17 protein-coding genes and 1 pseudogene are annotated in these 20,339 nt (G+C 61.6%); 9 read left to right on the top strand and 9 right to left on the bottom strand.

From position 1 onward, the window contains the following. Window positions 1-30 precede the first annotated feature (30 nt). Entirely contained in the window at window positions 31-1,377 is a 1,347-nt protein-coding gene (locus tag HMPREF0326_RS00185; RefSeq protein WP_009302927.1) for a diguanylate cyclase domain-containing protein, read from the bottom strand. A 278-nt stretch (window positions 1,378-1,655) separates the two neighbouring features. Here HMPREF0326_RS00185 and gcvT point away from each other — a divergent pair, with 278 nt between their 5' ends. From gcvT to gcvPB, 4 genes are all read left to right on the top strand, one after another. After that, complete coding sequence (gene gcvT, locus HMPREF0326_RS00180; protein ID WP_008681769.1) at window positions 1,656-2,738, top strand: glycine cleavage system aminomethyltransferase GcvT; 1,083 nt, start codon at window positions 1,656-1,658, stop codon at window positions 2,736-2,738. Window positions 2,739-2,815: 77 nt separating this feature from the next. Beyond that, window positions 2,816-3,202: a glycine cleavage system protein GcvH gene (gcvH, locus tag HMPREF0326_RS00175; protein ID WP_008681768.1), complete on the top strand. Its 387-nt coding sequence runs from the start codon at window positions 2,816-2,818 to the stop codon at window positions 3,200-3,202. Window positions 3,203-3,661: 459 nt separating this feature from the next. Further along, entirely contained in the window at window positions 3,662-4,993 is a 1,332-nt protein-coding gene (gene gcvPA, locus HMPREF0326_RS00170) for an aminomethyl-transferring glycine dehydrogenase subunit GcvPA (protein WP_008681767.1), read from the top strand. After that, a complete protein-coding gene (gene gcvPB / locus HMPREF0326_RS00165) occupies window positions 4,990-6,447 on the top strand; it encodes an aminomethyl-transferring glycine dehydrogenase subunit GcvPB (RefSeq protein WP_008681766.1) in 1,458 nt (485 codons plus the stop codon). Before gcvPA ends, gcvPB begins: the two co-directional genes overlap by 4 nt. 162 nt (window positions 6,448-6,609) lie before the next feature. Here gcvPB and mnmA read toward each other — a convergent pair. Then, window positions 6,610-7,723, bottom strand: a pseudogene (gene mnmA, locus HMPREF0326_RS17565) (tRNA 2-thiouridine(34) synthase MnmA). A 277-nt stretch (window positions 7,724-8,000) separates the two neighbouring features. Between mnmA and HMPREF0326_RS16510 the strand changes: the two are divergent. Next, window positions 8,001-8,758 (top strand): IS5 family transposase gene (locus tag HMPREF0326_RS16510; protein WP_147568320.1). Its coding sequence is split into 2 segments (ribosomal slippage): window positions 8,001-8,325 and window positions 8,325-8,758, totalling 759 coding nucleotides; the frame shifts between segments, so codons are not numbered across the junction. Window positions 8,759-9,106: 348 nt separating this feature from the next. Here the strand turns inward: HMPREF0326_RS16510 and HMPREF0326_RS00150 are convergent. From HMPREF0326_RS00150 to HMPREF0326_RS00130, 6 genes are all read right to left on the bottom strand, one after another. After that, window positions 9,107-9,856, bottom strand: coding sequence for an amino acid ABC transporter ATP-binding protein (locus HMPREF0326_RS00150; RefSeq protein ID WP_008681761.1), 750 nt, complete (start codon window positions 9,854-9,856; stop codon window positions 9,107-9,109). Then, window positions 9,853-10,305 carry a hypothetical protein gene (locus HMPREF0326_RS16505; RefSeq protein WP_147568356.1) on the bottom strand — a complete coding sequence of 151 codons (453 nt, stop codon included), beginning with the start codon at window positions 10,303-10,305 and terminating at the stop codon, window positions 9,853-9,855. The genes HMPREF0326_RS00150 and HMPREF0326_RS16505 overlap by 4 nt, the downstream gene beginning before the upstream one ends. 84 nt (window positions 10,306-10,389) lie before the next feature. Continuing rightward, window positions 10,390-10,590 (bottom strand): hypothetical protein, encoded by a 201-nt coding sequence (locus HMPREF0326_RS00145; RefSeq protein WP_008681759.1) that lies wholly within the window; start codon window positions 10,588-10,590, stop codon window positions 10,390-10,392. A gap of 603 nt (window positions 10,591-11,193) precedes the next feature. Then, a complete protein-coding gene (locus tag HMPREF0326_RS00140) occupies window positions 11,194-11,997 on the bottom strand; it encodes an amino acid ABC transporter permease (protein ID WP_008681758.1) in 804 nt (267 codons plus the stop codon). Window positions 11,998-12,243: 246 nt separating this feature from the next. After that, a complete protein-coding gene (locus HMPREF0326_RS00135) occupies window positions 12,244-12,987 on the bottom strand; it encodes a basic amino acid ABC transporter substrate-binding protein (protein WP_008681757.1) in 744 nt (247 codons plus the stop codon). 320 nt (window positions 12,988-13,307) lie between these two features. Next, the gene (locus HMPREF0326_RS00130; RefSeq protein WP_009302941.1) at window positions 13,308-13,952 is read right to left on the bottom strand and encodes an NYN domain-containing protein; all 645 of its coding nucleotides are present in this window, start codon (window positions 13,950-13,952) and stop codon (window positions 13,308-13,310) included. A 175-nt stretch (window positions 13,953-14,127) separates the two neighbouring features. Between HMPREF0326_RS00130 and HMPREF0326_RS00125 the strand changes: the two genes are divergently transcribed. After that, window positions 14,128-15,462: an O-antigen ligase family protein gene (locus tag HMPREF0326_RS00125; RefSeq protein ID WP_020990089.1), complete on the top strand. Its 1,335-nt coding sequence runs from the start codon at window positions 14,128-14,130 to the stop codon at window positions 15,460-15,462. Then, complete coding sequence (gene pap / locus HMPREF0326_RS00120) at window positions 15,455-16,969, top strand: polyphosphate:AMP phosphotransferase (RefSeq protein ID WP_008681754.1); 1,515 nt, start codon at window positions 15,455-15,457, stop codon at window positions 16,967-16,969. Before HMPREF0326_RS00125 ends, pap begins: the two co-directional genes overlap by 8 nt. An 87-nt stretch (window positions 16,970-17,056) precedes the next feature. On the opposite strand, the gene HMPREF0326_RS00115 is transcribed toward pap, so the two are convergent. After that, entirely contained in the window at window positions 17,057-17,923 is an 867-nt protein-coding gene (locus tag HMPREF0326_RS00115) for an FAD-dependent thymidylate synthase (RefSeq protein WP_008681751.1), read from the bottom strand. Between the two features lie 173 nt (window positions 17,924-18,096). On the opposite strand from HMPREF0326_RS00115, the gene trpB reads away from it, so the two are divergent. Together trpB and HMPREF0326_RS00105 are read left to right on the top strand one after the other, a co-directional pair. Then, window positions 18,097-19,308 carry a tryptophan synthase subunit beta gene (gene trpB / locus HMPREF0326_RS00110; protein ID WP_008681746.1) on the top strand — a complete coding sequence of 404 codons (1,212 nt, stop codon included), beginning with the start codon at window positions 18,097-18,099 and terminating at the stop codon, window positions 19,306-19,308. Between the two features lie 38 nt (window positions 19,309-19,346). Continuing rightward, a complete protein-coding gene (locus tag HMPREF0326_RS00105) occupies window positions 19,347-20,273 on the top strand; it encodes a TIGR01777 family oxidoreductase (RefSeq protein WP_020990087.1) in 927 nt (308 codons plus the stop codon). Window positions 20,274-20,339 lie beyond the last annotated feature (66 nt).

Here is a 20,339-nt window from a genome sequence, read left to right as displayed (position 1 = left end):
TCCGCTCTGGCGCCGCCGCGCGGGCGGCGTTCAGGCTTGGGCGCTCCCGCACGCCCGTTCGGCTCCATGCCGCCGTTTGTCCTCATACATCCGGGCGTCGGCCGTTTTCATCAGCGCGTCATAATTCTTGCCCTCGGCGGGAAATTCCGCCCAGCCCGTGCTGCTGGAGATCCCTGCGGGCATGCCGTCGAGCAGGACCGGTTCGCGCAGACTTTCCCGGATGCGCCGCAGCAGTTCCGGCACCGCGTCCCGGCCGCCGCCCGTGACGACCACGGCCGCGAATTCGTCGCCGCCCACGCGGGCAAGAGCTGCCTGGGGCCCCAGGGCGGAGCGCAGGCGCCGCGCGAACTCCTTGAGTACCGTATCCCCCCAGAAATGGCCCAGCGTGTCGTTGCAGGCTTTGAACGCGTTCAGGTCCATATACAGAAACACAAAGTGCGCGGGCTGCGGCGCGCGGCAGAGCGCATCCACCACCCGGTTCAGCTTGCGGCGGTTGTACAGGCCGGTCAGATCGTCAGTCTCCGCGGCTTGGCGCAGCAGGCGTTCCTTTTCCCGCCGCTGGTGCGCCACGACGGCGCACAGCCCGCTGATGACGAAGCCCAGGCCCAGTTGAAGGGGGAGCTCCCTTGTGTCTACCCAGCCGCCTTCCGGGGCAAGGCTGAGCGTCCAGGCATGGTTGGGCACCTGGATGCCGTAGTCCACAGGCCGTCCGGAGGGCATGACGCCGCTCTGGGCGATTGTCAGGTCATCGCCGTGTTCCCCCCGGCAGTGCAGGCGGTAGGCGTAGCCCTCCTGCCGCAACGCGTCCAGAAAGACCGGTTTCAGGGCCTCGGGCAGGTCCAGGATCAACGCCGCGAACCCCCAGAATTTTTCCCGCCCGTCGGCCTCGGTCAGAAAAATGGGATTGCGCGCCACCAGTCCCAGGCCGCCTTGGAAAAGGCTGTATGGGCCCGATAAAACAATGCTGCGGCTGTTGACGGCCAGCAGAGCATCGGCCCGGCGTTTGGGGTTGGTGAAAACGCTTGTGCCCATGACCGCTTCATTGCCCTCGCGGGGATAGCAATAGGTCACGACGCCGTCCGGCAGATACTGGACGGCCCGGATGCCCGCGCCGTCGGCCAGCGATCTGGCCAGATCCTCAAAGACTGTTTCCGGTATGTGCCCGTGTCCGGCGATGATCACGGATTCCAGCACGTCGGTTTTGTGAAAAAGCCCGCCCATCAGCGTTTCCAGGCGAGCGCTGTACACTTCGGCGGTGTGCAGGGCGTCCGTCCGCCGATGATCGGCCGAGGACCACGCGGCATAGGCGACGAAGGCGATGGTAAGCAGCACGCCGGTCAAAAAGACCGGGAAATGCAGAGGGCGGACCTTGGGCATGTAATGTTTCCGAAAGAAGGCGCTTGAAAAGGAGGCTGTCGAAGAACCCGCGCATGTCCGGGCAATTCATTTTCTTATGCTCCATATGCCGCAAGGGTCAAGGCGCCTTGGGCGACGGCCCCGACGTCTTTTTTGCCGCGTTGTCAGGTTTGCGCGGCATGCCGGGCTTCTTGTGCCCCGCCTCCGGACATGGTAAAGTACACGCGCCCATCACAGGCTGCCCGACGGGCTCCGGCCGCTTACGGCCGCGTTGAAGACACTGCAGCAAAGGAGAATCCATGTCGGAACTGCGTACGCCGCTCACTTCCTGGCATGAGGCCTACGGGGCCAAAATGGCGCCTTTCGCCGGTTGGCTCATGCCCATCCAGTACGAGGGCATTCTGATCGAGCATCAACACACCCGTCAGCATGCCGGTCTTTTCGACATCTGCCATATGGGCGAATTCCGCATTGAGGGGCCGGGCGCGGATGAGGCGCTGTCCCGCGCGGTGAGCCACAACCTGGCCACCCTTGCGCCGGGCAAATGCCGTTACGGCTTTCTGCTCAACGCCGAAGGCGGCGTGCTGGACGATTGCATCATTTATCGCTTCGGCCCGGACGTTTTCATGATCGTGGTCAACGCGGCCTGCGCAGCCGGGGATTTTGCGGCTCTGCGCGAGCGCCTGCCCCAAAGCGTGGCCCTCACCGACCTTTCCGCCGTCACGGCCAAGGTCGACCTGCAGGGGCCGGAGTCCGTGGGCGTGCTGGAAGCCGCGCTCAACGAGAATTTTCATGACCTGCCCTATTTCGGCTTCCGAGAAACGACCTTTGACGGCGCGCCTCTGCTGGTCAGCCGCACGGGCTACACCGGCGAACTGGGTTTTGAGCTTTATCTGCCCTGGGACAAGGCCGAGGCCTTCTGGACGGCCCTGCTCAAGGACGAACGGGTCAAACCCGTGGGCCTCGGCGCGCGCGACACTTTGCGCCTGGAGGCCGGGTTGCCCCTCTACGGGCACGATCTGGACGACAAACACTCTCCGGCCGAGGCGGGCATGGGCCGCATGCTGACCAGCACGGCCGACTATGTGGGCAAGGATGGCGCGCAGCGCGTGCGCGAGGTGCTGGTGCCTCTGCGCATTGAAGGCCGCCGTTCCGCGCGGCACGGCGACGTTCTGGCTCTGCCCGGCGGCCCGGAAGTGGGCCGGGTGACCAGCGGTTCCTTTGCGCCCTCGCTGGGCTGCGTCATCGCTTTTGCCTGGGTGGACGCGGCTCAGGCCGAACATGCGGATTTCGTGGTCCGCACGGCCCGCAGCGAACTGGCGGCCCGCCGCGCGGATCTGCCTTTCTACAAAGAAGGCACGGCCCGCAAAAAATTGCAGTAGGCGCGGAGCCTTTGCCCGCGCAAGGCTTTTGATTTCACATAACCAACACATTTTATGCAGTGTAAAGGGGAAACACCATGTCCAACGCTCCCGCCGATCTTCTCTACAGCAAAAGTCATGAATGGGCCCGCCTGGAAGGCGACGAAGCCGTTATCGGCATCACCCATTTCGCCCAGGAATCCCTCGGCGACATCACCTATGTGGAACTGCCGCAGGCGGGTGACGCCCTGGCCGTGGACAAGGAATTCGGCTCCGTGGAATCGGTCAAGGCCGCCAGCGACCTGGTCTCGCCGGTGAGCGGCGAAGTGGCCGAGGTGAACGCCGTTCTGGAGGATGCCCCGGAAAAATGCAACAGCGATCCTTACGGCGAAGGCTGGCTGGTGCGCGTGAAGCTGTCCGGCAAGCCCGAGGGCCTGATGGACGCGGCGGCGTATGAGGCTTTCTGCGCAACAGAGGCTCACTAGGAGCTGTTTCTAAATTGGTTCTTTTGTCTGCCGGCTTCGTCAAACGTCGCTTTTCACTCCGGCCGAATACCAGAAGAGTATACTCCCGTCGTAAAAAGCTCGTTTTCCTCGCTGGAAAGGCAAAACTCCCTGATTTAGAAACAGCTCCCAGGAAAATACTGAGTAATGGTCTTTTTGCGCTCTGCCCGCGTCCGGCTCATTCCGTGCGAAGGTCGGGTTTGAATATACTCCCTCCGCCCGCGGTTCGCCGCCCTTGGCAGAGAACAAAAATTTTCATTACTCAGCGCTTCCCTTGAGCAGATTCCTTTGAAATGCTCCGGGGCTGTTTCTAAGGAAGCGCTGATGTCATTTTGATTGACGTAGCGGTTCCTTGGATATGTTTTGTAAAACTAACTGGTTTTGCAAAAGACGCGCAACGTTGCAGGGCAAGCCGCAAGGCAGGTTCAAAAAGGAGTAAACATGCCCTATATTCCCCATACGCCGGACGATCTCCAGGAAATGCTCTCCGTGGTCGGCGTGCGCACCCTGGATGACCTTTTCGCCGACATTCCGCAGGACATGCGGCCCAAAAGTTTCAAACTGCCCAAGGGGCAGGGTGAAGCCTCGGTCTGTGCCTATTTCGAGGACCTGGCCGCCAAAAACCGTCCGGAAATGATCTCCTTCCTGGGCGCGGGTTATTATGCCCACCAGATCCCCAAGGCCGTGGACGCCCTGGCCGGACGCAGCGAGTTCTATACCGCGTACACGCCCTACCAGGCGGAATGCTCCCAGGGCACCCTGCAGGCCATTTTTGAATTCCAGACGGCCATCAGCCGCCTGCTGGACATGGACTGCGCCAACGCCTCGGTCTACGACGGCGGCACCGCCCTGTTCGAAGCGGCCATGATGGCCGTGCGCGCCACCCGGCGGCGCGTGCTGGTGGTGGACGAGGCCGTGAACCCCATCTGGCGGGTCATGCTCGGCACCTATATGTCCAGCCTGGACCTGGAACTGAAGACCGTGCGCCAGCGTGACGGCGTGAGCGACATGGACGCGCTGATGGCCGCCGTGGACGACAACTGTGCGGCCGTGCTGGTGCAGAATCCCAACTTCTTCGGCGCGGTGGCCGACTATACGGAACTTTTCGCCAAGGCCCGCGCGCACAAGGCCTTCGGCATCATCTCCGTGTACCCGGTCATGCAGGCCGTGCTCAAAACTCCCGGCGAAATGGGGGCCGACGTGGCCGTGGCCGAGGCCCAGAGCCTGGGCCAGCCGTTGTCCTTCGGCGGTCCCTATCTGGGCGTCATGACCTGCCGCAAAGAGCACATCCGCCAGTTCCCCGGCCGCATCGCGGGCCGCACCACGGATCTGGACGGCAAAACCGGCTACGTGCTGACCCTCCAGGCCCGCGAGCAGCACATCCGCCGCGCCAAGGCCACATCCAACATCTGCTCCAACCAGGCTCTCTGCGCCCTGCGCGCCCTGATCCACATGAGCCTGCTGGGACCGGAAGGCCTGACCCGCCTGGCGGAAAACAACATGGCGCTGGCCCGCTATGCCGTGGAGCGGCTCACGGCCCTCAAGGGCGTGGAGCTGCTCAACGACGCGCCCTTCGGCAATGAAGTGGCCCTGCGCCTGCCCATGCCCGCCGAAACCTTGGTGGACACGCTCACCAGCCACGGCTGCGTGCCGGGCTATCCCGTGGGCCGCTACTATCCGGGCATGGAAAACGTGCTGCTGCTGGCCTGCACCGAGCTCAACAGCCGCCGCCAGATCGGCTTTCTGGCCGAAACCGTGGGAGGTCTGCTGTGAAAACCATTTTCGCCAAATCCGTGCCCGGCCGCCGCGCCTGGGAGATAGATTCCGACGCGCCCACGGCCGCGCAGATGCTGCCCGCCGGTCTGCTGCGCAAAGATCCCCCGCGTCTGCCCGAATGTTCGGAGCTGGACGTGGTGCGGCACTTCACCGGGCTTTCCAAGCTCAACTACAGTGTGGACGCCAATTTTTATCCCCTTGGCTCCTGCACCATGAAGTACAATCCCAAGTTCACCGAATACGTGGCCGCGCTGCCCGGCTTCAGCCGCCTGCATCCGTTGCTGGCCCAGCTCTCGCGCGGGGCGGCCTGCACGCAGGGCGCACTGCAATGCCTCTATGAGGCCGAGCGCTGGCTGTGCGAGCTCACGGGCATGAAGGCCTTCACCTTCCAGCCCATGGCCGGGGCCAACGGCGAATTCACGGGCGTCAAGCTCATCGCGGCCTATCACAAGGCCAAAGGCCGCAATCGCAAAAAGATGCTCATTCCGGACGCGGCCCACGGCACCAATCCGGCTTCCGCCGCGCTGGCCGGTTTTGAGACCGTGAACATCGAGTCCCGCGACGGCATGGTGGATCCGGACGCCTTGGCCGCGGCCATTGCCGAGCACGGCGAGGACGTGGCCGGTCTGATGATGACTTGCCCCAACACGCTGGGCCTCATGGAGCTGTACCTGCCGCGCATCGTGGAAGAATTGCGCAAGGTGGATGCGTTGCTCTATTACGACGGCGCCAACATGAACGCCATTATGGGCAAGATGCGCGTGGGCGACGTGGGTTTTGACGTGGTGCATCTCAATGTGCACAAGACCTTGGGCACCCCGCACGGCGGCGGCGGCCCCGGCGCCGGTCCGGTGGGCGTGGGCGAACGCCTGCTGCCCTTCCTGCCCGCGCCGCGCGTGGCCCTGCGCGAGGACGGCAGCTATTATCTTGATTACAATCTGCCCCGGTCCATCGGCTACATGGGGCCGTTCTACGGCAGTTTCGGCGTTGTGGTGAAAGCCTTGGCCTACATGCTGCGCCTGGGCGGCGAAGGCCTGACCCGTGCTTCGGAATATGCGGTGCTCAATGCCAACTACCTTAAAAAACGCCTGGAAGACATACTGGACGTGCCCTTTGCCGACCGGCTCTGCGCCCATGAGTTCGTGGCCTCCGCGCCCGAAGGCACCCGCGCCCTGGACATTGCCAAGGCCCTGTTGGACCGGGGCTTCCATGCGCCGACCATCTACTTCCCGCTGATCGTCAAGGAATGCCTGATGGCCGAGCCCACGGAAACTGAAAGCAAGGAAACTCTGGACGCGTATGTGGATGCCCTGCACGAGATCATCGCCCAGGGCAACGCCGATCCGCAGAGTCTGGCGGACGCGCCTATCGGCCTGCCGGTGCGCCGCCTGGACGAAACCGCGGCCGCGCGCCGGATGGTCCTCACCGAGGATATGGAACAGGGCCGGTAAGCCCGTCTTCACATATTCCCGTTGTTGCAAAAGGCCGGAGCAAAACTCCGGCCTTTTGTCGTTCGGGAAGAGGGGAATTGCCGCACGGAGTGATAGGTCGCCCTTTGTTCAGCCAGACGCATGGGATGGGGTTTGCCGCGCACAGATTTTCCGCATTTCAGTTTACCTGATTTCTTTCACAACGCCCCCGGCCAACACCCGGCCCCCGGCGTCGTAAAGGGCCGCCACCTGGCCCGGCGCGCTGGGAAACTGGGGCGCTTCCAAGGTAATCCGCAAGCGCTCGCCGTCCAGGACTGCCTGGGCCGGGACGGCCCGCTGGCGGTGGCGCAGACGGGTCAGCACTTCTTCGGGCCAATATTCCGGCGGCACAAGAATATTGGCCGGGCCGGTCAGGCAGGCGCGCATGCCCAGCAGGGCGCGCGGCCCCACGATCAGGGCATTGCCCGCCCTGTCCTTGCGCAGCACATACAGCGGCTCGCTGTGGGCGATGCCCAGGCCCTTGCGCTGGCCCTCGGTGTAGCGCCAGAGACCCTGATGCCGTCCGATTTCGCGCAAGCCGTCCGTCGCACCGCCGGGCTCTGAGGCCAGCAGTACCGGGCCTTCTCCGGGGGGGGGGCAGGCCTTGGACGCGCCATTGCGCGGTCAGAAAAGGCCGGTAGGCGGCATCGTTTTCCGGCACGAAGCAGATGTCCTGGCTTTCACGGGGCAGGGGCACGGCCAGACCAGCAGCGGCTACCAGGGCCACGCTTCGGGCCTTGTCCTGGTCCGCCAGGGGAAAGAAGGCATGGCGCAGGCGCGCGGCGGGCACCAGGCTGAGAAAATAACTCTGATCTTTGGCCCTGTCGTGCGCGGCGGCCAGAACCGGCGGCGCGTCCTTCTCCCCGTTGCGCCCCGGCAGCAGGCGGGCGTAATGGCCGGTAGCAAGCTTGTCCGCGCCCAGAGCCAGGGCCGCGTCCAGCAGGGCTCCGAATTTGACGGCCCGGTTGCAGCGCGCGCAGGGATTGGGCGTGCGCCCTTCGGCATAGGACCTGGCAAAGGGAATCATGACCTCGCGCTGAAAAACGGCGCGCAGATCCACTGTGTGCAGGGGAATGTCCAGGGCCCGGCAGGCGGCTTCAAGGCCCGGCAGTGGATCACAGGCGCCGCCGGGCCGGGGATGGGACTGTTCCGGCAGAAAGAAGCCGTGCAGGGCCAGCACATCGTGCCCGGCCCGGCGCAGAAGCAGCAGGGCGCAGAGGCTGTCCACGCCGCCGCTCACGGCTACGGCAATGCGCATGGGCAATCTCCGGGGGCTGTTCCTAGAGCATTTCGACCTTGAAATGCTCTAACGAGGCTGCGATAGCAGCCTCGCGCCACGAAGCCGCAAGCGCAAGTTATTTGCGCTGTTGCCTCTCCCGTTAGCGAGTCTTCGAGCTTTACGGGCGAGGACAACATAGCTAAGCGGCGGAGTAAGCGTGTCTTTAACTTTGGAATGCGCAGCATTTCAAGGTTAATCTGCTCTAGGGCCTGTTAACACTATTTGACAAAGAGCGAGTATTCCGTAAGAATGTCTTATGCAAATTACTCGCGAACAATATGAGAGAATCGCTGACTGCTTCCCGCGCCAAAGAGGTAATGTCCGTTTTGACAATCTCCAGGTGTTGAATGCGATTCTGTACGTTGCGGAGCATGGGTGTAAATGGCGTGGACTGCCGAAAAATTTTGGCTGTTGGCACAGCATCTACACGCGCATGAACCGCTGGAGCAAGAACGGAGTTCTTGACCGTATATTTGAACGCCTTCAACAAGAGCAGATACTCCGCCTTAAAATAGAAGCAGTTTCTCTCGACAGTACTATTGTTAAGGTTCATCCCGATGGAACAGGGGCCTTAAAAAAACAGGTCCGCAGTCCATCGGAAAGTCCAGAGGCGGCTGGACGACCAAGCTTCATATGGTTGCCGCGAATGCTGAATGCGCGTTGAATTTCAGCCTCACTCCCGGCAACGCCGGCGATGCCCCCGAGGGGCGCAGGCTGCTTGTCCAGTTGGGGCCGATGCCAGCGCCGTGCAGCTTGCTTATGGATGGCGCATATGAGGGTAATGAAACGACTCGCTTGGGACGTGAGTTGGGCTTCACTCCGGTGGTGCCGCCCAATCCCAACCGACTGAAACCGTGGGAGTATGACAAAGAGCTATACAAAAGACGTAATGAGGTAGAACGGCTTTTCAGGAGGCTCAAAGGCTTCCGCCGTGTTTTTACTCGCTTCGATAAGCTCGATGTCATGTTCCTGGCCTTTGTCGTCTTTGCGTTGATTGTTATAGCTCTGAAATAGTGTTAACAGGCCCTAGAGCAGATTCGCTTTGAAATTGTGCCGATTTCAAAGCTGACGCTGTCTTCAGACTCTCGTTGCTGTCGTCATCCGTAAGCCGCCCAGCGGCAACGGCTGACGCGCGGCGGGAACGTGGTCCCGCCTTGGCTTCAGGCGCGGGCGTCCGCTCTCGCGGCCGCCAGGGCATTTCAATATTTTCAAAGTTGAAATGTCCTGAATCAGGGAGTGTTGCCTTTTCAGCGAGGAAAACGAGCTTTTTACCACGGGAGCATACTCTCACGGTATTTGGCCGGAGCAAAAAGCGACGTTTGACGAAGCTGGAATGTGAAAGAACCAATTGGGAAACAGCTCCTACAGAATCTGGTTCAGGAACTGCCTGAGTCTCGGATGGCGCGGCGCGGTGAACAGTGTGTCCGGCTTGCCCGCTTCCACGATCTGCCCCTGATCCATGAAGATCAGGCGGTCGGCCACCGTGCGGGCAAAGCCCATTTCATGGGTGACGCAGATCATGGTCATGCCTTCCTCGGCCAGGTTGACCATGACGTCCAGCACTTCGCCCACCATTTCCGGGTCCAGGGCCGATGTGGGTTCGTCAAAGAGCATGATCGCGGGCTGCATGGCCAGGGCCCGGGCGATAGCCACGCGCTGCTGCTGTCCGCCGGAAAGCATGGCCGGGTAGACGTTGGCCTTGTCGCTGATGCCCACTTTTTTGAGCAGGCCCAGAGCGCGGGCTTCAGCCTCTTCGCGGGAGAGATGAAGCAGTTTGATGGGGGCGAGGGTCAGGTTATGGAGCACGGTCTTGTGCGGAAACAGGTTGAACTGTTGAAAAACCATGCCCAGGTTGCGCCGGATGAGATTGATATTGTTCTCACGGCTCATGATGTCCTGGCCCTGCACCGTGATCTCGCCCTTGTCGATTTCTTCCAGGCGGTTGATGGAACGCAGCAGGGTGGACTTGCCCGAACCGGAAGGGCCGATGATCACTACCCGCTCGCCGGGGGCGATATCCAGGCTCACGTCCTGCAAGGCGGGCAGATGGCCGAAATATTTCCAGACGTGACTGATAGTGATGATGGGGTCGTGATCGTTACTTTCCGTCATAGTAGTCCAGCCTGGATTCTGAATGGAGATTCCACCCGGTTGAGAATAATGATATTTTTTTTGAAAATCAAATAGTTACATGCAGAAATCAAACTATGGCAATCTGCGCGCCGCAGGCTATTGATATCCGCTTGGGGCGGTATGAATCCTGCTTCGACGATTGTATGGCCGTAGGGATTGGCATATGGGAATGTCGGTGTTTCGTCAAGAAATTGGCCCAAAATCGTATGTAAACCGGCAGTTGGCGACGGATTTTCACTCTTCGCCACAGAGTCAGGAGCAAGAAGACGAACGCTGTGGCTGTCCTTGATAAGGCCGTTCTCATCTAGGGCAGACGCATCTAAAAAGCCTTTATTCCCCGATAGATCGGGGAACGAACAAAAAGAGGCGAAAGCCACCTTTGCTCCGCCTACGCTTCGCTCCGGCGGAGCAAAGGTGGCTTTACCCAACTCCGTAGTGTGTATTAACTATTTTAAATAATTAAATTAGAAATACACTGGCCGCGTTTTTTTAGATGCGTCTGCCCTGCGTTCTCATCCCTCTTTGCTTGACAAGTCAATTTTTTCCTTATAACGTATATCCAAAGACAAAAAAGAGTGCAAGGCCATGAACGCCACTCGCCGGATTTGCCTTTTCTGCGGAATATGTATGGGGATCATCACGATCTTCCTGCTGACCTGCGGACGAAACGCACCGGCCCGATCCTTGGGGCTTGTAAATTTCAAGCCGTTCATGGCATCCAGCGCCTTTCCCGCACTCCCCACCCTTTCTGTTCCCTTTCGGAAACAGGGGAGCAAACGGTGCCACCGCTCCCTGGATGGCTCAGAGCCGGGATCGCCTGATTCTCCTCTTGTCTCCGGCGTCATCCCTATCATTTTTCATCCCCATTTTTTCACGCGGTTCCTTTTTTCCCATGACATGGGCCATATTCCCGGTCTCCGTGAAATCCGGGGCATGCTGCCTTTTTCCCTTGCTCCTCCTCCCGCTCGTGCCTCCTGAACCCGTTTCCTCCACAAGTCGTCGTACGCTTCTCCTGTACGGATATATTGTGCCGGACGAGCGTGGATGACAAACCTCCATTTCAGGAACGCAAGGAGCACATCATGGATCTCGGTACGAAGGTTCTTCTCATCAGTGGTGGATTTTTTCTCTTCGCCCTTATTCTTGGTCTGTTCGGTAAGAAGATGAACGACGACTAAGCCTGTGCGCCATTATTTTCTGCGCGGGCTGCCTTTTCGGGGTGGTCCGCGTGGTTTTGCATGAAAAAAACTCTGCCGGGATTTTGCCGATCCCGGCAGAGTAGAGCAGGTTGCCTTTAAATCCGTAACGAGGCGTAGTTATTTGCCGTCATAGTAGTTCAGTCTGGATTCCATGATGCTCACAGCTTTGGAGAGCGCAAGGGTGATGATCAGATAAATCAGGGCAATAACCGTGTATGTCTCGAAGTACAGATAGGTGGTGCCCACAAAGCTGCGGGCGCGCTGCATGATGTCGGGCACGGCCATGATCGAAACCAGGGAGGTGTCCTTGAGCATGGCGATGCACTCGTTGCCCACGGGCGGCAGAATGGTGCGCCAGGCCTGGGGCAACACCACGTAAAACATGGTCTGAAAGCGGTTGAAGCCCAGGGAGCGCGCGGCTTCGCTCTGGCCTTTGGAAATCGCCATGATGCCCGCGCGGAAGACTTCGCCCATGTATGCGCCGTAACAGACGCTGATGGCAATGACCGCCGAGGTGATGCCGCTGATCTGGAAAAAGCGGGACAGTGCGTAGTAGATGTAGAAGAGCTGGACCAGGAGCGGGATGCCGCGGATGACCTCCACATAGGTGGAGGCGAGAAGATTGATTGCGCGATTGCGCGAAATGCGCCCCAGGCCGGTCAGCAGGCCCAGGGGCACGGCACAGCAGATGGACATGACCGTGATTTTGAAGGTGACCACCACGCCGTCCGGCAGATAGAGCAGAATCCGCAGATAGGGGTCCGGCCAGAGCAGACAGAGCGCGAAAAGAGCGCACACAGCGCCCACCAGGGCAATGGACCAGGCGTTGATCAGACGCCATTCGCGGGGGTCCGGGATGGACGCCCCGTCCGTGACCATGACAATATTGCCCTTGCTGTGAGTGTCGTTGGGTTCGGGCATGGACGCCGCCGCCTTTTAGTGTGTTTTACGCGTGCAATCGGCGTTTGACGGCAAAAGGAATCCGCCCTGCGCCGATAGCCGCGCGCGGATTCTTCCGAAATCCGCGCAAAGCGGTTTGCCGTTGTCACAGCCGGACCGCTCTTGTTTGTGGTGGGCGCGGGCGGGGGCTGGAGCCGCCCGCCCGCGCGTCAGGGCCGGTAAACGGCGGAAACGCGTCGCTTCCGCCGGAGAATCCGAGAATCCCGCCTAGTTGCTCTTACCCATCCACTTTTCAATCAGCTTGGCTTCCTGGCCGGATTCCTTGACCTGCTTGATGCCCTTGTTCAGCTTGTCCACCAGATCCTGGCGGCCCTTGCGCACGGTGAAGCCGTAGTATTCCTTGTCGCCGGTCTTGAAGGAAAGGTTCAGCTTGCCGGCGTAGTCGGCTTTTTTGTTCACATAGTACATGGCAACGGGGTCGTCGCAGATCACCGCGTCCAGGCGGCCGCCCACCATGTCCTGAATGGCCAGGCCCACGTCGTCGTATTCCTTGAGGTCCGCGTCCACATCGGCCTTGCGCATCACGAAAATGCCCGTGGTGCCGATCTGGCCGCCCACCTTCTTGCCCTTGAGGTCGGCAAGGCTCTTGATGCTCGTGCCTGCGGGCAGCACCACGGCCTGGACCACTTCATAATAGGGATCGGAGAAGTCGAACTGCTTCTGGCGCTCGGGCGTGATGGTCGTGGAAGAGGCCACGATGTCATATTTGCCCGTGGCTACGCCGCCGAAAATGCCGTCCCAGGCGATATTGCGGACGTCCACCTCAAAACCGGCGGCCTTGGCCACCGCGCGGATGTAATCCGTGGAATAACCTTCAGGCTGTTTCTGGGCGTTGAGCATTTCCATGGGCGGCCAGGTGCAGTCACTGGCTACGGTGTACTTTTCCGCCGCCAGGGCCTGGCCGCAGAAAAGCGTCAGCACGAGCAGGGCAAGGGAAACTCCGCGAAACATAGGGCCTCCTTAAGATTGCGAAATCAACGAGACGCGCGCCGCGCGCCGGAACATCCCTCCGGTCACAGGCCGGAGCATGCCCATCTTTAGCCGGGGGCGCAGCCGCCGTCAAGGGCGCTCCCGGCCTGTGCCGCTGCCGGGAAGAAAGCGCCCGGACGCGGCACGGCCATGCCCGTTGCCCGCAGGCTTGGGACATGGCCGTTTTGCTGCCGGGAAATCTCCGGCAAACTGCCGTTTGCTTCCTTATATATGCCGCCCGCAGCGGGAAGGCGCGGAGCGGCCGTGGTGTCCGCGGCAAGCGTCGGAACCCGGTGAAGGCCTCAACGGTTGCCGGAGGCAGAGTCGTCCTCTTCCTCATCGTTGTTCGGAGGCGCGGCCGGAGCGGCGCGGGCGGGCAGCTCGGTGTCCTCATCATCGCTGCGGTCGTCCTTGAGGGCCTGCTGCAGGAACCAATCCTCGCGGATGCGCCAGGAAGCGGCAGCGGTATACGCCGGTGAGGAATAGCCCACGGAAAGCACCAGGGTGCGCCGGGCGTGTTCCTGCAGGCGGATCAGCAGGGGGGTGAAGTCCGCGTCGCCGGACAAAATGATGAATTCATCAAAATGGGTGGAATGGGAGAGATCGTCCATGCAGTCCATAACCAGATGGATGTCCGTGCTGGTTTTGCCGCGTGAGGTCAACGGCGGACAGTCCACCACCTGAAAGGCGCTGCGGATAAACGGATTGCGGAATTCCTGATAACGTTGCGGATTCAGATAACACATCCGCTTGAGGATGCGTCGGCGCACGCCCTCGCCGTACAGAATGCGCAGGGCGTGGTTTTCAATCCAGCGAACCCAGCGGTAGGGCGCCGAGCCGAAGGTTCGGGCGGCTTCCGGGTCCGCCTCCAGAAAACGGGTATAGATATTGTCAAAATCCACATATAACGCGCTGAAAACTTCATCAAAACCGGTAAATCGTGCCATGTGCTCCTCAAAACAAGTCATAAAGTGAATACTGCAGATCACAGCATACTAGTGCCATAGCCCCGGCAACACAAGGCCGTATCGGCTTGAATTTGCCGGGCCGGGCGGCTATGCTGCAAACGTGCGGCGCGGCGACGGCATGGGGCGGCCCCGCCGCCGCATGTGAGGAGGTGTGATGCCAAAGATTTTCGCGGCCCCGGCCCTTTGGGCCGCGTCCAGGCTGGAGCCGTGGCGCGCCATGCGCCGGGAACGGCCGGGTGAATTCTGGTTTGCCTGTCTGTTCTGGTCCTTCTGGCTCTCGCTGGCTTCTTTTCCCATCGGTTACGGCATGCGCGAGGTCATGCCGGTGCTCAGTTTTATTTTTCTGCTGCTCTATTACCGCCATGAATGGCGGAACAGCGTGCTGCGCCGTCTCGACGCCCGCCCGCTGTTCTATTGCCTGTGGCTGATGGTCTGCATCGGCGTCTGTTTTTCCACGGATCCGCTTTCTTCCTTGTTGCACGCGGGCACGGGCATCAACAAGGGCTTTATCCTGCCCTTTATCGCCATGGAATGCGTGCGCGGCGAGAAGGACTTGCGCCGCCTGGTCTGGGCCTGCGTGCTGGCCTGCTCCTGGCAGGGCCTGGACGGTCTCTGGCAGGCCTTCACAGGCCGCGACTTCATCATGGGCTATGAACCCAATGCCGGGCGCTTGACCGGCAGCCTGGGCGACTACACGGTGGGCAATTATATCGCGCTGGCCCTGATCCCGGCCTTCGGCCTCTGGTTCATCCTGCGCCGTGGGCTGGACGCCGTCAGTTCCGCCTTTCTGTGTCTGACCGTCTTCTGGCCCGCCTTTTTTCTGCTCCAGGGGGCGGCCAGCCGCAGCGGCGCGCTGGCAGTGGCCTCGGCCTTCGGTTTCTGGGCCCTGCTGCGCCGACGGCGCTGGCAGTGGCGCATCCTGCTCTGGCCCTTGGCGGCTCTGGTCCTGTTCATCCTCTGCCAGCCGCAACGCCTGACGCCGGAAACACTGGCCTCTGACGGGCGCTGGAGCCTTTGGGAACTGGGCTGGCGCGTTTTTTTGGAACATCCCTGGTTCGGCGCCGGCGCCGGGCAGTACAACGCGGCCTTCCGTGCCCTGGGCCTTTCCCCGGCCGGGGACGAGATCACCATCAGCCATCCGCATAATCTCTACCTGGACATGCTCTACGCTCACGGGCTGGTAGGCTTTTGTCTGGGCATGGTCTTTCTGCTGGGCTTTCTCTGGTGGGGGTACAAGCGCATCCGTCCGCGCCTGACGGCGGAATGCGCGGGAAAAAGCCCGAACCTGTACTGGCGGCTGACCGCCTGGTTCTGGATCGGTTTCGCCGGCTGGCTGGTCAACGGCATTTTCGGGCATGACTTTTATCGCATCTGGTGGCTGGGCCTGGCCATGAGCCACCTGGGCGTCATGATCGGCGCGGTGGTCAACGGTTCGGCCCAGAGCTCGGACCCGCCGCCGCGCGAGGTAAAGGGAGAAAGCAATGTTTGAATCGGCATCCCTGGGCAGATCTTATTCTACCAAGGAATACGACGCTCTTAAAGAGGATCTGCGCGGCAGACTGTTCGCCGCGCAACGCGAGGCGCGCGAACACGACGTGCCCGCGCTGGTAATTATTGAAGGCGTGGACGGCGTGGGCAAGGACGCGGTGGTCAATCTGCTGTCGGCCTGGATGGATGCCAAAAACATCCGCAACCACACCTTCTGGCTGGAAACCGATGAGGAAAAAAAACGGCCCGAGGCCTGGCGTTACTGGCGCGCGTTACCCGGCAAGGGCGAAGTGGCCGTGTTTTTCGGGGGCTGGTACAGCGAACCTGTCCGGAAGTTCTGCTGCGGCGGCCTGGACGAGAACGATTTCAACCGGCGGATGCAGCGCTGGGCCCGGTTGGAACGCGCACTGGCAGCATCGGGAACCCTGATCGTCAAATTCTGGCTGCATATCGGGAAAAAAGCCCACAAGGAACGTCTGGAACAGCGCCTGAAGCACAAGGGCCACCGCAGCTTCACGCCGTATGACAAGAAGAGTGAGGAAAATTACGAGGCCCTGGTCAGCGCGGCGGCCAAAGCCATAACCATTACCGACCGGGCCTATGCGCCCTGGACTCTCATTGACGCTTTTGATGCCAATTTCCGCAATGTGGCCGTGACCCGCGCCCTGACCAGCGCGCTTTCCAGCGCCGTGGCCGCCCGTAAGACCCTGGCGCAGGACGCGCCTGTTGTGACCGCCCAGGTGTGTCCCGAGGGGGGCAGCGGGCCGGAGCGGGACGATGCCGCCGCGTTCAATGCTCTGGACGCGGTGGATCTGAGCAGCGCGCGTGAGCACAGCGAGTATAAAAAGAAGCTGGCCGCCCTGCAGGAGGATATCTACGCCCTGACCTACAAGGCTTGGAAACACGGCATTTCCAGCACGCTGGTCTTCGAGGGGTGGGACGCCGCGGGCAAGGGCGGGGCGATCCGGCGGCTTACGGCGGGCATGGATGCGCGCATTGTGCGGGTGATCCCCATCAGCGCGCCCACGGACGAGGAGCTGGCCCATCAGTATCTCTGGCGTTTCTGGCGGCATGTGCCCATGGCGGGTTTTGTGACCGTCTACGACCGCTCCTGGTATGGCCGGGTGCTGGTGGAACGGGTCGAGGGACTTACGCCGCCCGCCGACTGGAAGCGGGCTTACGCTGAAATCAACGATTTTGAGGCCCAGTTACGGGAACCCCACAATATAGTGGTTAAATACTGGCTGCATATTTCCCAGGAAGAACAGCTGCGGCGTTTCCGGGAGCGGGAAAACACGCCTTGGAAGCAGTACAAGATCACGGAAGAGGACTGGCGCAACCGGGAAAAATTCCCTGCCTACATGGAGGCCGCGGAAGAAATGTTCGCCCGTACCAGCACGGAAGAGGCCCCCTGGCATATCGTCCCGGCGGAGGACAAGAAATATGCCCGTCTGGATGTGCTGCGCATTTACCGGGACACGCTGAAAAAGGCCCTCAAGCGGATTTAGAGCGGGTTACTTTAAAAGTTAATCTGCTCTAAGAACAAAACAGAAAAACGACAGGCCCCGATCTGGTAACGGATCGGGGCCTGTCGTTTATTCTTCCTTAAATTCGCTATCGCTGGGGGGGGCCGCTTCCAGTGTGCTCCCGCTCCAGGCGGCGTTGCTCCAGGCCGCTTCCCCCCAACGGGCGGGTTTGCCTTTCGCGCCCCGCTCCCGCAGCACGTCCAGGGCTTCGTCCTTGGTGATGATCCGGCCTTTGCAGCGCGCGTTCTGCAAATTGTTTTCCGGGCAATACCCCAGTTGCACGCAGTTGGGGCCCGCGCCTTCAAACAGGTCGGGCGCGGCCCCTCGGCAGAGGCGCAGCATCTTCCAGGCCAGATCCCGGATTTCATGCTGGGCGTTGCGGCAGCAGCGGATAGCGAACCAGTCCAGCAGGGCGTGGGCGTTCATGCCGATGATGGCTTTGAATTCCGTGGCCTGGGGTTTCAGATAGCGCAGATTTTCCTCGGGCAGTCCGGCTTCCAGGCCGGCTTCGTACCACTGGCGGGTCAACTCGGCAAGATCCCGACCGCTGAGCGTGGCGGTGCCCCCGCCGGGCAAGGTTACGGGCGCGGAAAATTCCGCCACCTCGCGTGGGTAGACCACGGAGAAACGCCGTTTGCCGTTGAGCTCCGCCCGGCCCGATTTGATCAGATAAGAGGCCAGGCGCTTGCGTACCAGCTGGGCCTCGGTCACGCGCGAGTAGCCCTCCACGCCGAAGAGAAAATAGTCGAATTCCAAGGCCGCGCGGTGCCCGCTGGATAAAATGTTCCGCACGATCTGTCGGGAATAGGGCGAGGCCGCGATGTCCTCCAGCTCCCGCTCGCTGCGCACGAAGCGGGCCGCCAGATCCGTGTATATTTTGCCGCCGCCCGCGAGCAGCAGCACCTTGCCGTTGCCGGTGTATTTTTCTTCAAGCATGGGCTGTTTCCGGTTGAGGTGCGCCCGCACGCGGCGGGCAGAGAATGGCCGCACTATAGGCAAAAGCCCGAGCAGCGGCAAGGCGCGCGACACGTCCTCGCGCTCCCGCTCTTGACATCTCCTTCGCAAAAACGACAGAGTAAGAACCCATTTTTGCGTAAGGAGAGAACAGCATGAGCCAACAATCCGCCCTCAGCGGCAAACCCGACAGCCAGGGATTTTTCGGCGCGTACGGCGGCCAGTATGTGCCGGAACCTGTCAGGGCGCGCCTGGACGAACTGGCCGGAGCTTTTGAAGCGGCTTTGAACGACGCTTCCTTCCAGCGGGAGCTGGAATATCTGTTTGTCCATTATACAGGGCGTCCGAGCCCGGTGTTCCACTGCGCCAATCTCAGCCGCATGCTGGGCGGGGCCCGGATCTGGCTCAAGCGCGAGGATCTGAATCATCTGGGCGCGCACAAGATCAACAATACCCTGGGGCAGTGCCTGCTGGCCAAACGCATGGGCAAAAAGCGGGTCATTGCCGAAACCGGGGCCGGGCAGCATGGCGTGGCCACGGCGGCGGGCGCGGCGCTCATGGGGCTGGAATGCACCATTTGCATGGGCGAAGTGGACATTGAGCGCCAGCACCTGAACGTGATCCGCATGGAAATGCTCGGCGCGCGCGTGCTGCCCGCCAAGAGCGGCCAGCGTACCCTCAAGGAAGCCGTGGACGAAGCTCTGGCCGTGTGGATTGACGATCCGGAGATGTTCTACGTGCTGGGCTCGGCGGTGGGGCCGCACCCCTATCCTTATATGGTGCGGCATTTCCAGTCCGTCATCGGGCGCGAGGCCCGCGCCCAGATGCTGGAAGAGTTGGGCCGCCTGCCCGATGCCTGCCTGGCCTGCGTGGGCGGCGGCTCCAATGCCATCGGCCTGTTCGCGGGTTTTCTGGACGACGCGGACGTGCGGCTCGTGGGCGTGGAGCCCGGCGGGCGCGGCACGGCCTACGGCGAGCATGCGGCCTCCCTTTGTCTGGGCGAGCCGGGCGTGCTGCACGGCTTTAATTCCTATATGATCAAGAATGCGCAGGGCGAGGCCGGGGAAGTCTACTCCATTTCCGCCGGGCTGGATTATCCTTCTGTGGGCCCGGAACATGCCCAGCTCAAGGATATGGGCCGGGCGGAATATGTCAGCGTCACGGACCGGGAAGCCCTGGACGCCTTTTTCGCGCTGTCCCGGCATGAAGGCGTGATTCCGGCTCTGGAGTCCTCGCATGCCCTGGCCCAGGCCATCAAGATGGCCCCGTCCATGTCCGCGGACACGGTGCTGCTGGTCAGCCTTTCGGGCCGTGGGGACAAAGACGTGGCCCAGGTGGCCGAGTTGATGCGCAAGGAGAATGCCTGAGGCGGAGAGGGCTTCGGATGTTCCTTGCGGAGGCGCATATGCGCGTTGTAATTTTAGGCGGCACGGGCTTTATCGGCTCGGCCCTGGTCAAGGCCCTGCTCCGGGCCGGACATGATGTGACGGTGAGCAGTCGCCGCGTCCGTCCCCAAGAGGACGGCGGACCGGCATACGCCCGGTGGGACGGCCAAAGCCCGCAGACCCTGGCGGAAATCTGCAAGGGCGCGGCGGCTGTGGTCAATCTGCTGGGCGAGAATATCGGCGCCGGGCGCTGGACTGTTGCCCGGCGTGAAGCCATTATACAGAGCCGCGTCCGCGCGGGAGAAGCCGTGAGCGCTGCGTTCGCCCTGCTGGACAAGGCTGGGGATGCGTTGCCGAAAACCCTGATCCAGGCTTCGGCTTCGGGCTGGTACGGGCTCTGGCCCGATCTGGCGACGGCCCCTGACTGCACGGAAGACGCCCCTGCGGGGTCGGGCTTTCTGGCTGAAGTGGTCCGCCGCTGGGAGGCATCGTCCGCACCGGTGGAAGCCTTGGGCGTGCGCCGGGCCCGTATCCGCACCGCACCGGTGCTGGGCAAGGGCGGCGGGGTCTTGGCCAGGATGCTGCCCCTGTACCGCTGGGGCCTGGGCGGCCCGGCGGGCACTGGACGCCAGCCCTTTCCCTGGATTCATCTGGACGATGAAGCCGGGGCCATTGTCTTTTTACTGGAGCATCCGGAGATCAGCGGCCCCTGCAATCTCTGCGCGCCGGAGCAGACCGACGCGGCGGGCTTTGCCCGCGCTCTGGGCGGGGTGCTGCATCGCCCGGCGTTCTTGCGGGTGCCCGCCGTTGTCCTGCGGCTGGCCTTGGGACAAATGGCCGAGGAATTGCTGCTCAACGGCCAGCGCTACGCGCCGCGCAAGCTGCTGGAAGCGGGCTATGTCTTCCGCTATCCCAATTTGGACGGAGCGCTGGCGGCCTGCGTGTAAGCGTCTCGTATTCTCCCGGATATAACAAAGCGGGGTTCAGATCAGTCTGAACCCCGCTTTCATGAT

Source organism: Desulfovibrio sp. 3_1_syn3, assembly GCF_000145315.2.
Taxonomy (GTDB): domain Bacteria; phylum Desulfobacterota; class Desulfovibrionia; order Desulfovibrionales; family Desulfovibrionaceae; genus Desulfovibrio; species Desulfovibrio fairfieldensis.
The sequence above is the reverse complement of the archived record's forward strand: the minus strand, read 5'-3'. Positions and strand labels throughout refer to the sequence as shown.

Coding starts and splice junctions, on each gene's coding strand:
- HMPREF0326_RS00185 (WP_009302927.1), bottom strand. CDS start 1,377: ATGCCCAAGGTCCGCCCTCTGCATTTCCCGGTCTTTTTGACCGGCGTG.
- gcvT (WP_008681769.1), top strand. CDS start 1,656: ATGTCGGAACTGCGTACGCCGCTCACTTCCTGGCATGAGGCCTACGGG.
- gcvH (WP_008681768.1), top strand. CDS start 2,816: ATGTCCAACGCTCCCGCCGATCTTCTCTACAGCAAAAGTCATGAATGG.
- gcvPA (WP_008681767.1), top strand. CDS start 3,662: ATGCCCTATATTCCCCATACGCCGGACGATCTCCAGGAAATGCTCTCC.
- HMPREF0326_RS00150 (WP_008681761.1), bottom strand. CDS start 9,856: ATGACGGAAAGTAACGATCACGACCCCATCATCACTATCAGTCACGTC.
- HMPREF0326_RS00145 (WP_008681759.1), bottom strand. CDS start 10,590: ATGAACGGCTTGAAATTTACAAGCCCCAAGGATCGGGCCGGTGCGTTT.
- HMPREF0326_RS00140 (WP_008681758.1), bottom strand. CDS start 11,997: ATGCCCGAACCCAACGACACTCACAGCAAGGGCAATATTGTCATGGTC.
- HMPREF0326_RS00135 (WP_008681757.1), bottom strand. CDS start 12,987: ATGTTTCGCGGAGTTTCCCTTGCCCTGCTCGTGCTGACGCTTTTCTGC.
- HMPREF0326_RS00130 (WP_009302941.1), bottom strand. CDS start 13,952: ATGGCACGATTTACCGGTTTTGATGAAGTTTTCAGCGCGTTATATGTG.
- HMPREF0326_RS00125 (WP_020990089.1), top strand. CDS start 14,128: ATGCCAAAGATTTTCGCGGCCCCGGCCCTTTGGGCCGCGTCCAGGCTG.
- pap (WP_008681754.1), top strand. CDS start 15,455: ATGTTTGAATCGGCATCCCTGGGCAGATCTTATTCTACCAAGGAATAC.
- HMPREF0326_RS00115 (WP_008681751.1), bottom strand. CDS start 17,923: ATGCTTGAAGAAAAATACACCGGCAACGGCAAGGTGCTGCTGCTCGCG.
- trpB (WP_008681746.1), top strand. CDS start 18,097: ATGAGCCAACAATCCGCCCTCAGCGGCAAACCCGACAGCCAGGGATTT.
- HMPREF0326_RS00105 (WP_020990087.1), top strand. CDS start 19,347: ATGCGCGTTGTAATTTTAGGCGGCACGGGCTTTATCGGCTCGGCCCTG.